The sequence below is a fragment of the Lysobacter capsici genome (assembly GCF_018732085.1).
Taxonomy (GTDB): Bacteria; Pseudomonadota; Gammaproteobacteria; order Xanthomonadales; family Xanthomonadaceae; genus Lysobacter; species Lysobacter capsici_A.
The window spans coordinates 2,599,330-2,611,710 of record NZ_CP076103.1 but is presented as its reverse complement, the minus strand read 5'-3'; the positions used below and the strand labels follow the sequence as shown (position 1 = coordinate 2,611,710).

The following is a 12,381-nucleotide window of genomic DNA, read 5'->3' as shown; positions in this document are numbered from 1 at the left end:
GGTACGCCTTGAACCAGCACGTCTTCACCTCGAACCCGCATAAGCGAGCGACGCCGCACAATCTCCTACGGGAGGCGCTTGAGCCCCGACGCCTTCCGCTCCGGCGCGGCGACCCATCGATCGCACCGCGCCTGAAACCACGCCCCAAGCACCCACGCCGGATTCTCATCCCACGACGCTTCGAATCAAACCGGCTTGCCGCGCTTACGCCGGAAATACGTAGTCAACCGCGTACCCGCCTCATCGCCCAGCACCCCGCCGTGCACCACGACGCGATGGTTATGACGCGGATCGGTCAGCAGATCGAACACGCTGCCGGCCGCGCCGGTCTTGGGATCGCTCGCACCAAAGACCACCCGCGCGACCCGCGCATGCACCATCGCCATCGCGCACATCGCGCACGGCTCCAGGGTCACGTACAAGGTCGTGCCGATCAGGCGGTGATTGCCGATCCGGCCGCCGGCTTCGCGCAAGGCGACGATCTCGGCGTGCGCGCTGGGATCGTGACTGCGGATGTTGCGGTTCCAGCCTTCGCCGAGCACCGCGCCGTCGGCCGACACCAGCACCGCGCCGACCGGAATCTCGTCGTCCTCGCGCTCGGCGCGATCGGCCAGCGCCAGCGCGTGGCGCATCCAGCGCTCGTCGATGGATGCCTGCTCGCTCACGCCATCCTCGCTCATTCTTCGACCCAGGCGGTCGAGTTGGAGCGCTCGCTGAAGACCCGGCCGTTGCGGCGGATCAGCCGCTCGGTCCACTTGGTCACGCCCAGATCGCGCGCGCCGACCGTCATCCGGCCTTCGGCCTGTACGGTCGCGCTGTGGCGGTCGTCGGCCACTTCGATGTTCTTCACTTCGATGGTCCACGACGGCAACGGCAGGCCGATCTTGGCGTCGCGGATTTCGACCAGCTCGGCGACCGTCTCGCGCGTGCGCTTGCACGACTCGGCCTTGTTCAGCCGCTCGTCCTTGCGCTGCTTGCCGGTGTAGGTGATTTCGACGACTTCGTAGTCGTCGGTCATGCTGCTGCAGAACCAGTCGCCGTCGAAGCGGTAGTAGGCCTGCATCTGTTCGTTGTAATAGTCGCGCACGGCGGCCTCGTCGATGCGGCGCGCCAGTTCGAAGTACCAGAACGCCAGACCGGCCAGCAGCAGCGGCACCAGCATCAGCAGTCTTTTCACGTCACGTCCTCTGTGCAGATCGCCCGGGCGGCGCCGGACCCGTTCCGGCGCGCCAAGGGCGACATGCTAAATCAGAAGACGCCGCGAACCCGAACCCGGGTCGCCGTTCCGGCCGATCGGCGGCCGCGCTGGCGGTACGGGCGCGCCGATCGGAGCCTTCGCCGGCCCCGGCCGGCAGCGCTCAGGCCGGCGACGCCGCGCCGCGCAGGTAGTCGAGCTTGCCGAGCGGTACGCCTTGGTGGCGCAGGATTCCGTAGGCCGTGGTCAGGTGAAAATAGAAGTTCGGCAGGACGAAGCCGCGGATGTAGTCGCGGGCGACGAACTTGAGTTCGCGGCCGCCCGGGCGGATCACGATCTCGCGTTCCTCTTGGCCGTCCATGCTCTCGGGGCTGACGCTGCGCAGGAATTCCTGGGTCTTGGCGATGCGCGCGCGCAGTTCGTCCAGGGTGGTTTCATTGTCGGGGAAACTCGGCGGCGCGATGCCGGCCAGGCGCGCGGCGCCGAACTTGGCCGCGTCGCTGGCCGACTGCACCTGGCCGATCAGGGTGTACATGTCGGGCGCCAGACGCCCGCCGATCAGCTGCGAAGGGTCGATGCCCTGCTCGTCGGCGTAGGCGGCGCCCTTGTCGAGCAGGTGGGACAGCGTGTCGAGGCCGCGGCTGAAGGCCGGCACCGAGATGTCGTAGAGCGAAAAGCTCATGGGGAAAGTCCTGTTTGCGTGGCGGGGAAACAGACGGGGTCGCGGGCGCACGGGCCGCGGCGGCATGGCGAACGCAGCCGGCGGCGAGGGCCGCGGCCGAGTCTGAGCGCTTGTCCGGGGCCGGTCAATGAATTTAGTATCGATCGCTATGGAAATCAGCGATGCATCTCCGGCACCGGCCGACAGCGCCGACGCGGGCAGCGAAACGCCCCCGCGCCGACCGCGCGGGCGACCGCGCGCGTTCGACCGCGAGCAGGCGCTGGAAACCGCGATGCAGCTGTTCTGGCGCCAGGGCTTCGAAGCGACCTCGCTGAGCGATCTGACCGCGGCCATGGGCATCGCCCCGCCCAGCCTGTATTCGGCGTTCGGCAGCAAGGAGCAGTTGTTCCGCGAGGCGCTGCAACGCTACCTGCAGCAGTTCCGCGCGCGCCACGCCGCCACCGTGCAGGCGCCCGGGCTGAGCGCGCGCGCAGCGTTCGAGCGCCTGTTCGACACTATCGCCGACGGCTTCGCCGGCTGCGGGCAGCGCAGCGGCTGCATGCTGGTCGCGGCCGAGGTCGGCAGCGTCGGCGCGTCGGCGCCCTTGCGCGAGGAAATCGCCGCGCATCGCCGATCGATCGAAACCGGTTTTCGCGCCCGCATCGAACGCGGCCAGCGCGAAGGCGATGTCGCCGCCGATTGCGACGCCGCAGGGCTGGCCAAATTCCTGGCCACCGTGATCCAGGGCCTGTCGATCCAGGCCCGCGACGGCGCGACCGCGGCCGAGTTACGCGACGTGCTGCGCGCCGCGCTGCGGGCCTGGCCCGAGAGCTGAGCCTCGCGCGGCTCAGGCGCTCAACGCTGCGAGTAGTAGCGCACCGCGAGGCCGGCGCCGCGCGCACCGTCGCGGCCGACATCGACGCACCGACAGCGCTCGAACGCAGTGACGTGCTGCTGCGCCCGCGCCGAGCAGGCGCCGTCGGCGCGAACCGCCGCGTCGTTGCGCGACGCCGCCACCGCCAGCAGGTGCGGCAGGGCCAACAAGGCGGCGGCGATCGGCAGAGTTCTCGACATGGGCGTTCTCCTGGGCGAGGTCGGACGGCGCAGGTTCCGCGCGCGCAGCGCACGGATTCGGCCGCCCTTGTCTGGAACGACGAACCGGGCGGGCGCGAATCGACATGCGGATCGCGGTTGGGGGATATCGGCGTCGGACGCCGCGGCGGGGCGCGGCCGTCGGCCGGTTCGAGCGCAGATTACGCCGCCTTGCGGACAGTAACGGTCCTAATGACGAGCGCCCGAGATGGGACGCGACACCCACCTTTCGGCCGCCAGCGTGTCGCCGCGCGGGCTCGCGCAGTCGCTGCGGATGGCGTGGCCAAGTCGCTTCGCTGAGCGCGCGGCGCCGGGCGCTGCATCGAGCACCCACTGATGCGAATGCATGCGGCGAGCAGCGGACTGGAGCTCAAGCGCCGCCACCCCGCGGCAAACTGGCGAACGGATCGTATACGCAATATCGACACCGGCCCGGCGATCGGCCGGGTGGACACGGAAAGAGGCGGTCGCCCGCCCCTTTCCGCATTACCGCAATCAGCAGCCGGGCGAGCAGATCGCCCAGCAACGCGAATCCGGATCGTCCGGATCGCAACTGCTGCAGCACGGGCGCGCGACCGCGCTGAGGCTGACGCTGAGACCCAGTCCGAACGCGAAGCACGCAAGGATCAACTTGGCACGAGACTTCCTGATCATCGTTCTCTCCAACGTGGCGAGGCGGCCGAGGCACTCCTTCCTCCAGTCGCCGAGGACGCCGACGGCGAATGCCGTCGCGCGTGGGTTGCCGCGGCTCCTTCCGCGGCCAATGCGGGTTCGCGAGCCGGGCACCGAACCCGCGGGCTCATGCGAACGACCTCGGAGGCGCCGCGCTCGCGCGGCGGCGATGCGACACCCTCGCCGGCATTCGCCACCCGAGCGTGATCGAACGCAATGGATAAACGTGGCGGGCGCGGTCTATGCACCTCTGCAAGACGATCCGGGCTATCGCCGATCACGGCACCGGCGCGGACGCGCCATTGCTCGACCCACGCATCGCGCGGATGCGAATCGCAGTCGAACAAGCTACCGATCCCTTCCGTGGCGGACATGCTGCGTTCTTGACGGCGGCGCCCGACACGGGCGCGGGCGAGTGAGTCGAACCCTAGCCCGGTCGACGCGCGCGAACCGCGTCAGTTGTCACAGCCCGGCGCATACGTCGCCACGACGGCGCGGACACGTCGGCTTCAACCGAGCAACGCTTCGACCTGCCCATCGGCGAGCACGACGAGAATCTTGCTGAAGTCGCTGGCAATGCGCAGTTGCGAATAGACGTGCCGATACGTCTCGATCCGCGCGGAGCCTTGTTCATCGGCGATCACGAGCCAGCGATCGCCGCTGAACGCCACCGGCGGGCGTTGCTCGGCCGCCGCGCCGATGCGCTTGAGCAAGCCCGTGGTCAGATCGAAAAGAACCCGCGGATCGGTATCGGGGTTATGCACGAAAACGATCACTTTCGACGCCGGCCCCGCGATGCCTTTCGCGAATCGAACCCGGGTCTGATTCGCGCAGATCGTGTCGTTGATCTCGCCATTCATGGCGCCGCGCCGAAGACATTCGCCGATATGGCGTTCCAGCTCGGCGGCCGTCTTCGCGGGCAAACGGATGGGCGCGGTGACGGTGAGTATCACCACCTTCCCATCCGGGACACGCGGCGAGAGCGCGGCCTGCAAACGCGAAATCAAGCGCAGTGCGACCTTGTCGAAGCGCAGGCGAGGCGCGGTGGCGGCATGTTCCGCGACGACAGGATCGATCGCCGCGACGTCGACGGCGATACGTCTTGCGTCAAGCGTCAGATAGGCATCGGGCGACGTCGCCCCGCCGTCCTCCCAGGTCGCACCGAAGTGTCTGGCGACCTGCTCGATCGCCGCCGTCTCGCGTTTGCCTGACCTGGACATACGCCGTACCTCTCACAGGGCCGAACTCACTCCCACTCGATCGTCGCCGGCGGCTTGCCGCTGATGTCGTAAACCACCCGCGACACGCCGCGCAGTTCGTTGATGATGCGGTTCGACACCGTGCCGAGGAAGTCGTACGGCAGATGCGCCCAGTGCGCGGTCATGAAATCGATGGTCTCCACCGCGCGCAGCGCGATCACCCATTCGTAGGCGCGCGCGTCGCCGACCACGCCGACCGATTTCACCGGCAGGAACACCGCGAAGGCCTGGCTGGTCTTGTCGTACAGGCCGGCCTTGCGCAGTTCGTCGATGTAGATGTGATCGGCCTGCGCGAGCAGGTCGGCGTATTCGCGCTTCACTTCGCCGAGGATGCGCACACCCAGGCCCGGGCCGGGGAACGGATGGCGGTAGACCATCTCGCGCGGCAGGCCGAGTTCGACGCCCAGGCGCCGCACTTCGTCCTTGAACAATTCGCGCAGCGGTTCGACCAGGCCGAGCTTCATGTGCTCGGGCAGGCCGCCGACGTTGTGATGGCTCTTGATGACGTGGGCCTTGCCGGTCTTGCTGCCGGCGGACTCGATCACGTCCGGGTAGATCGTGCCCTGCGCCAGCCATTTGGCGTTGGCGAGTTTCTGCGATTCTTCGTCGAAGATCTCGACGAACAGGTTGCCGATGATCTTGCGCTTGGCTTCCGGGTCGCTGACGCCGGCGAGCTTGTCGAAGTAACGGTCGGCGGCGTTGACGCGCACGACCTTGACGCCCATGTGCTCGGCGAACATCGCCATCACCTGGTCGCCTTCGTTGAAGCGCAGCAGGCCGGTGTCGACGAACACGCAGGTCAGCTGATCGCCGATCGCCTTGTGCAGCAGCGCGGCCACCACCGAGGAATCGACGCCGCCGGACAGGCCGAGGATCACCTCATCTTGGCCGACCTGCTCGCGCACGCGCGCGATCTGGTCGTCGATGATGTGCGCGGCGGTCCACAAGGTCTGGCAACCGCAGATGTCGACCACGAAGCGGCGCAGCAAAGTCTGGCCCTGCTTGGTGTGGGTGACTTCGGGATGGAACTGCACGCCGTACCAGCGGCGCGCGTCGTCGGCGAACGCCGCGACGGGAATGCGGTCGGTCTTGGCGGTGACGACGAAACCGTCGGGCGCCTTCGACACGTGATCGCCGTGGCTCATCCACACGTCCAGGCGCGGCGGCGAGCCGGGATGATCCTTCAAACCATCGAACAAGCGATCGTGCGCGACCAGCGACACTTCGGCATGACCGAACTCGCGCTGATCGGCCGCTTCGGTTTCGCCGCCGAGCTGCTTGGCCATGGTCTGCATGCCGTAGCAGATGCCCAGGATCGGCAGGCCGGCGTCGAACACCTGCTGCGGCGCGCGCGGCGAACCGTGCTCGGTGGTCGACTCGGGGCCGCCCGACAAAATGATGCCCTTGGCGCCGTACGCTTCGATTTCGGCCGGATCGTGATCCCAGGCCCATATCTCGCAGTACACGCCCAGTTCGCGGATGCGTCGCGCGATCAGCTGCGTGTATTGCGCGCCGAAGTCGAGGATCAGGATCTTGTCGCTGTGAATATCAGTCATTGAGCCGGGAATCGGGAATGGGGAGTCGGGAATGGGTAAAGCTGCGCGGTCATCGATTCCCGATTCTCGATTCCCGAGCGCCGGCATCAGCCGGCGCGATAGTTCGGCGGTTCCTTGGTGATCTGCACGTCATGTACATGGCTTTCGCGCGCGCCGGCGTTGGTGATGCGCACGAAGCTGGGCTTCTTGCGCATTTCCTCGATGGTCGCGCAGCCCACGTAGCCCATCGTCGCGCGCAGGCCGCCGGCGAGTTGGTGGACCACGCCGCCGAGCGAACCGCGGTACGGCACGCGGCCTTCGATGCCTTCGGGCACGAGCTTGTCGGCGTCGGAGGCGTCCTGGAAATAGCGGTCTTTGGAGCCCTGCTCCATCGCGCCCAGGCTGCCCATGCCGCGGTAGCTCTTGTAGCTGCGGCCCTGGAACAGTTCGATTTCGCCCGGCGCTTCCTCGGTGCCGGCGAACAGGCCACCGACCATCACCGTCGATGCGCCCGCGACCAGCGCCTTGCCGATGTCGCCCGAGTAGCGGATGCCGCCGTCGGCGATCAGCGGAATACGATCCTTCAACGCCTCGGCGACCATCGCCACCGCGGTCACCTGCGGCACGCCGACACCGGCGACCACGCGCGTGGTGCAGATCGACCCCGGACCGACGCCGACCTTGACCGCGTCCGCGCCGTGATCCATCAACGCCAAGGCCGCCTCGCCGGTGACGATGTTGCCGCCGATCACCTGCAATTGCGGGAAGCGCTTCTTGACCCATTGCACGCGGTCGAGCACGCCCTGCGAATGGCCGTGCGCGGTATCGACCACGACCACGTCCACGCCGGCCGCGGCCAGTGCTTCCACGCGCGCCTCGGTGTCGCCGCCGACGCCGACCGCCGCGCCCACCAGCAAGCGCTCGGCGCTGTCCTTGGCGGCGTTGGGGTTGTCGGTCTTCTTCTGGATGTCCTTGACCGTGATCAGGCCGCGCAGCTCGAAGCCGTCGTTGACCACCAGGATCTTTTCGATGCGGTGCTTGTGCAGCAGCTGCAGGACTTCCTCGTCGCTGGCGCCTTCGTGCACGGTGATCAGGCGATCGCGCTTGGTCATGATGTGGCGGACCGGATCATCGAGCTTGGTCTCGAAGCGCATGTCGCGGCTGGTGACGATGCCGACCAGCTGGCCGCCGTCGACCACCGGCACGCCGGAGATGTTGCGCGCGCGGGTCAGCTTGAGCACTTCGCCGATGGTGGTTTCCGGCCCCACGGTGAACGGTTCGCGGATCACCCCGGCCTCGAACTTCTTGACCTTGGCGACCTGCGCGGCCTGGGCTTCCAGGCTCATGTTCTTGTGGATGATGCTGATGCCGCCGAGCTGGGCCAGTGCGATCGCAAGGCGGGCCTCGCTGACGGTGTCCATCGCGGCCGACAGGATCGGCAGACGGATCGACAGGTCGCGGGTCAGGCGGGTGGAGAGGTTTACGTCCTTAGGCAGGACGATCGAATGCGCGGGGACGAGAGACACATCGTCGTAAGTAAGCGCTTCAGCCTGGATGCGCAGCATGGGCGGGCCCGGGAGGATGAAGCGCGCCATTCTAACCCGAACCGGGGGTCCGGCGCTGGGGTTGCGGGCGGAAAGGGGCGTTCTGCTGGCGGGGTTTGGTGGGGGGTTTAGCGGGGCTTTGGCTGGGGGGCGGTGAGCAGCTGGCGCCTCACACGCGTGCTTTTTTGCTCGTCATTCCCGCGTTCGCGGGAATGACGGCCCCGGGAAGATGACGCTGAAGTCTCTGGATTCCCGCGTTCGCGGGAATGACGGTCTGGGAAGATGACGCTGAAAGTCTCTGGATATTCGGCTTCGCCGAAGTAAAGCAGAGCCCGCGTTCGCGGGAATGACGAGCAAAAGCAGAGGTGGCCGGGTCAAAGGTCCCTTAACCCCGATCCCCCGCCTCCGCGGCTTCCAACGTGTTCTGCATCAACGTCGCCACCGTCATCGGCCCCACCCCGCCCGGGACCGGGGTGATCCAGCTGGCGCGCTGGGCGGCGGCGTCGAAGCCGATGTCGCCGACCAGGCGGCCGTCGTCCAGGCGGTTGATGCCCACGTCGATCACCACCGCGCCGGGCTTGACCCATTCACCCGGAATCAGGCTCGGGCGGCCGGCCGCGACGACCAGGATGTCGGCGCCGCGTACCGAGGCTTCCAGCACCGCCGGCGGGGTGAATTTGTGGCAGCTGGTGACGGTGCAGCCGGCGATCAGCAGTTCCAGCGCCATCGGCCGGCCGACGTGGTTGCTGACCCCGACCACGGTCGCGCTCTGCCCGCGCACCGGCCGGTCGGTGTAGCCCAGCAAGGTGGTGATGCCGCGCGGCGTACACGGACGCAGGCCGAACTGGCGCAGCACCAGATGGCCGACGTTCTCGGGATGGAAACCGTCGACGTCCTTCCGCGGGTCGATGCGGTGGATCAGCGCGGTGGCGTCGCGGCGATCGGGCAGCGGCAGTTGCACCAGGATGCCGTGGACCTGCGGATCGGCGTTGAGCCGGTCGATCAGCGCCAGCAGTTGCTCGTCGCCGGTATCGGCCGGCAGGTCGTAATCGATCGCGCGGATGCCGACCTTCTGCGCTGCGCGGCGCTTGTTGCGCACGTAGACGCTGGAGGCCGGATCGTTGCCGACCAGCACCACCGCCAGACCGGGCCGCGACAGGCCGGCGGCGACGCGCGCGTCGACCTGGGCCTTGAGGTTGTCGAGCAGGTCCTCGGCAATGCGTTTGCCGTCGAGGATGCGGGCCGGGTGCGAGGGAGGCGTCATGCGGGGTCGTCGGCGCTGCGCTAGAGTCGGAGCCGCGCATTATCCCCCATTCTTTCGCGCGATTTTCGCCACCTGCGCCGCCGAATCGGCGCGAGCCGGCCTTGATCGCAGTCGCTGCGCCGCCATCGCGCCCTTCCAAGTCCGAACGAGACACCGCCATGACCCACCCCGCCCCGCCCGTCGATCCCACGCCGCAGGACCACGACACCATCGCGATCCAGGCCGCCGCGTTCAGGCGCCTGCTCGCCCACCTCATGCACGAGCGCAGCGACGTGCAGAACATCGACCTGATGATCCTGGCCGGCTTCTGCCGCAATTGCCTGGGCGACTGGTACCGCGACGCGGCGCAGGCGCGCGGCATCGACATGAGCAAGGACGAGGCGCGCGAAGCGATCTACGGCATGCCGTTCGCGCAATGGAAGGCGCAGTTCCAGCGCGAGGCGACGCCGGAACAGCTGGCGGCGTTCGAGGCGGCGCAGAAAAAACACGGCTGAGCGGCGGTGGGTATCTTCCTGTAGGAGCGGCGCGAGCCGCGACTGCGACATCGCAACTACGGCGTTAGTTTCGTCGTAGCCATGATGTCGCAGTCGCGGCTCGCGCCGCTCCTACAGGGGGCTATCGATACCGCCGGCTCAGTTCTGCTCCGGCCGGATCCCCGGCGTATTGGGATTCGGACAACGCGGCACGCCCGAGCCCACCACGCACTGCACGCAGCAACCCGACGGCTGCAACGGCGCCGGCGCGACCTGCGGGGCGAACAACGGCGTCGGCGGCGCGAGCTGGGCCAGGGCCGATTCGGACTTGAGCTTGAGCAGCACCGCCCAGTCGAGCTTGCTCATGTCGCAGGCCGAGGCGGTGTCGGGCGAACACTCGACCTGGGTTTCGCTGCGCAGCGGCAGCGGCCAGAACTGGCCGTTGCGGTTGACCGCCATCAGCCGCATGGTCGCGCCCTGCTGCACATTGCCGCCGATCAGATACGCCTTGCCGTCGTTGCCGGGATTGACCGCGACGACCACGTCGCAATGCATGTTGAGCGAACCGTTGTTGGCGTCGAGCGCGGCCATCAGGCCCGAATAGCCGTACACCCGGTTGCTCGAACGCACCGCGCACAGCAGGTCGCCGGGCGAGGCGGTCGCGCTGGCCGGATCGAGGAACTGGAACGGGCTCTGGTCGGCGCCGCGGTAGGCGTCGCGCACGTAGTCGTAATGGCTGGCCGACGGCCGGAACCCGGGCACCGCCGCCTTCATCATCACGTAGGAAATGAACGCCGCCGACCACGGGTTGTCGATCAGGAAGGCGCGGCAGGACACCGCCGAATAGCCGCTGCCGTAGGGGTCGAAGCATTGCTGCGCGCCGGCGAAACCGCTCATGCGCTGGAGCAGGCCGGTGTCGCGCCAATAACTGGCGGTGCGGCGCCAGGTCTCGGTGGCGCCGTCCTGCAGGCGCGAGGTTTCCGCTTCGCTGACCACCGCGCTGGCGAGCCGGCCCTGGGTGTCGATGAAGGGCCGGAACCACAGCAGGTTCTCGGTGCAGGCCGCGGCCGCGATTCGGGTGGCCGCATCCGCGGCCGCGCCCTGATCGCGCAAGGCGGGACAGGCGTCGGCGGCGAACGCGGGTCGCAGCGGCCACAACGTTGCCGACAGACTCAGCAAAACCAACAAGGCGCAGCGGTACATCGGCGATCTCCGGGTGGCGATGCGGCCGCGATGCTGGGCGGCCACAGGGTTTCTCGGCACGACCCCAACGAGCCCGCCTGTTTCCAGCCTAGTCATCTTCCGTGCAAACGGCGTGATCGCGCCAGCGCTGGCGAGACGGCACCGTCGCGGGTTATCGTCGCGGCAACGCATCGCGGCACACGGTTTGTGCGGCCGCAGTCGGCGCTCCCCCGCCCCGCAAGGAAGGCTCTCGCATCGATGGCTCGCAACCCCCGTCTGCTCCAATCCGTCACCGTGCTCGCCGGCGTCGCCGCGGCCGGTTATCTCAGCATCTGCGGCTGGCTGTACTTCAAGCAGCGCGAGCTGATGTATTTCCCGCAGAACACCCGGCTCGGCTCGGACATGACCGATTACGCGGTCGATCGCGGCGACGTGGTGCTGCGCGGCTGGCGGCTCAATCCGGGCCGCGAAAAAGCCCTGATCTATTTCGGCGGTAACGCCGAACGCATCGAGAACATGCGCGAATCGCTGGCGCAGTGGTTCCCCGATCGCACCATCTACCTGGTGTCCTACCGCGGCTTCGGCGCCAGCGAGGGCCAGCCCGAGGAAGCCAAGCTGTTCGCCGACGCGCTGGCGATGTTCGACCAGGTCGCGCGCGAGCATCCCAAGCAGCCCATCGCGGTGATCGGGCGCAGCCTCGGCAGCGGCGTGGCCAGTTATGTCGCCGGCCAGCGACCGGTCGAACGTCTCGCCCTGGTGACCCCGTTCGACAGCCTCAGCGAAACCGCGCAGGCGCACTACAACTGGCTGCCGACGCGTTGGCTGGTCCGCGACCGTTACGACTCGGTCGCGCATCTGCGCGGTTATTTCGGCCCGATCCTGGTCGTGCGCGCGAGCGCCGACGACGTGATCCCGCCGGCCAACACCCAGCGTCTGATCCACTCGTTGCAAACGCGTCCGCAGGGATTGGACGTGGTGCAGTTGAACGGCGCCGATCATCACAACATCGGCCAGTACCCGCAGTACGGTCAGGCTTTGAGGGATTTCATCCACTGATCCATCAACCCGAGGTGCGACATGGAACGCCAAGTGATCCATCCCACCCAAGTGTCTTACTCGCAGGCGCACCAGATCACCGGTTTCAAGCGCCTGCTGTTCATCAGCGGCCAGTTGCCGCAGTGCGATGCCTGCATCCTGCCCAAGGACTTCGACGGCCAATGCCGCCGCGCCTGGGCCAACGTCGAACGCCAGCTCGAAGCGGCCGGGATGGATTTCAGCAACCTGGTCAAGGTCACCACCTTCCTCACCGACCGGCGCATGCGCAAGCGCAATTACGAAATCCGCCATGAAGTGCTGGGCGAGCATTCGCCGGCGCTGACGGTGGTGATCGCCGAGTTGTACGAGGAAGGCTGGATGGTCGAGATCGAGGCGATCGCGGCCGATTGAGCAAGCGTCGTGCAGCGACCGGTTGCGGCCATCGCCGGCGACCGGTCGCCGAACATGC

13 protein-coding genes are annotated in these 12,381 nt (G+C 67.7%); 4 read left to right on the top strand and 9 right to left on the bottom strand.

All coding sequences use genetic code 11. The features are described from left to right. Nucleotides 1-185 precede the first annotated feature (185 nt). The 3 genes from tadA to KME82_RS10985 all read right to left on the bottom strand — a co-directional run bounded on the left by tadA (nt 186) and on the right by KME82_RS10985 (nt 1,877). Nucleotides 186-665, bottom strand: a complete 480-nt coding sequence (gene tadA, locus KME82_RS10995; RefSeq protein ID WP_430538816.1) for a tRNA adenosine(34) deaminase TadA — start codon at nt 663-665, stop codon at nt 186-188. 11 nt (nt 666-676) lie between these two features. After that, entirely contained in the window at nt 677-1,177 is a 501-nt protein-coding gene (locus KME82_RS10990; protein WP_153018898.1) for a hypothetical protein, read from the bottom strand. Between the two features lie 181 nt (nt 1,178-1,358). After that, the gene (locus KME82_RS10985; RefSeq protein WP_215498532.1) at nt 1,359-1,877 is read right to left on the bottom strand and encodes a DUF1993 domain-containing protein; all 519 of its coding nucleotides are present in this window, start codon (nt 1,875-1,877) and stop codon (nt 1,359-1,361) included. Between the two features lie 127 nt (nt 1,878-2,004). On the opposite strand from KME82_RS10985, the gene KME82_RS10980 reads away from it, so the two are divergent. After that, nucleotides 2,005-2,691, top strand: a complete 687-nt coding sequence (locus KME82_RS10980) for a TetR/AcrR family transcriptional regulator (protein WP_215498531.1) — start codon at nt 2,005-2,007, stop codon at nt 2,689-2,691. Between the two features lie 20 nt (nt 2,692-2,711). Here the strand turns inward: KME82_RS10980 and KME82_RS10975 are convergent, their stop codons facing one another. The 5 genes from KME82_RS10975 to folD all read right to left on the bottom strand — a co-directional run bounded on the left by KME82_RS10975 (nt 2,712) and on the right by folD (nt 9,222). Continuing rightward, a complete protein-coding gene (locus KME82_RS10975; protein WP_215498530.1) occupies nt 2,712-2,930 on the bottom strand; it encodes a hypothetical protein in 219 nt (72 codons plus the stop codon). Nucleotides 2,931-4,129: 1,199 nt separating this feature from the next. Next, a complete protein-coding gene (locus KME82_RS10970; RefSeq protein WP_215498529.1) occupies nt 4,130-4,840 on the bottom strand; it encodes a hypothetical protein in 711 nt (236 codons plus the stop codon). Between the two features lie 26 nt (nt 4,841-4,866). Continuing rightward, on the bottom strand, nt 4,867-6,435 hold the full coding sequence (gene guaA / locus KME82_RS10965; RefSeq protein WP_215498528.1) for a glutamine-hydrolyzing GMP synthase: 1,569 nt from the start codon (nt 6,433-6,435) through the stop codon (nt 4,867-4,869). An 86-nt stretch (nt 6,436-6,521) separates the two neighbouring features. Then, nucleotides 6,522-7,979, bottom strand: coding sequence for an IMP dehydrogenase (guaB, locus tag KME82_RS10960; RefSeq protein ID WP_215498527.1), 1,458 nt, complete (start codon nt 7,977-7,979; stop codon nt 6,522-6,524). A gap of 364 nt (nt 7,980-8,343) precedes the next feature. Further along, complete coding sequence (gene folD / locus KME82_RS10955) at nt 8,344-9,222, bottom strand: bifunctional methylenetetrahydrofolate dehydrogenase/methenyltetrahydrofolate cyclohydrolase FolD (RefSeq protein ID WP_215498526.1); 879 nt, start codon at nt 9,220-9,222, stop codon at nt 8,344-8,346. Between the two features lie 158 nt (nt 9,223-9,380). Here folD and KME82_RS10950 point away from each other — a divergent pair, with 158 nt between their 5' ends. After that, nucleotides 9,381-9,716, top strand: a complete 336-nt coding sequence (locus KME82_RS10950; RefSeq protein ID WP_215498525.1) for a DUF1244 domain-containing protein — start codon at nt 9,381-9,383, stop codon at nt 9,714-9,716. Between the two features lie 138 nt (nt 9,717-9,854). On the opposite strand, the gene KME82_RS10945 is transcribed toward KME82_RS10950, so the two are convergent. Next, a complete protein-coding gene (locus KME82_RS10945) occupies nt 9,855-10,898 on the bottom strand; it encodes a DUF2272 domain-containing protein (RefSeq protein ID WP_215498524.1) in 1,044 nt (347 codons plus the stop codon). 237 nt (nt 10,899-11,135) lie between these two features. On the opposite strand from KME82_RS10945, the gene KME82_RS10940 reads away from it, so the two are divergent. Both KME82_RS10940 and KME82_RS10935 read left to right on the top strand, forming a co-directional pair. Beyond that, nucleotides 11,136-11,933, top strand: a complete 798-nt coding sequence (locus KME82_RS10940; protein ID WP_252255693.1) for an alpha/beta hydrolase — start codon at nt 11,136-11,138, stop codon at nt 11,931-11,933. 21 nt (nt 11,934-11,954) lie between these two features. Further along, entirely contained in the window at nt 11,955-12,323 is a 369-nt protein-coding gene (locus tag KME82_RS10935) for a RidA family protein (protein WP_036103106.1), read from the top strand. Nucleotides 12,324-12,381: the final 58 nt, after the last annotated feature.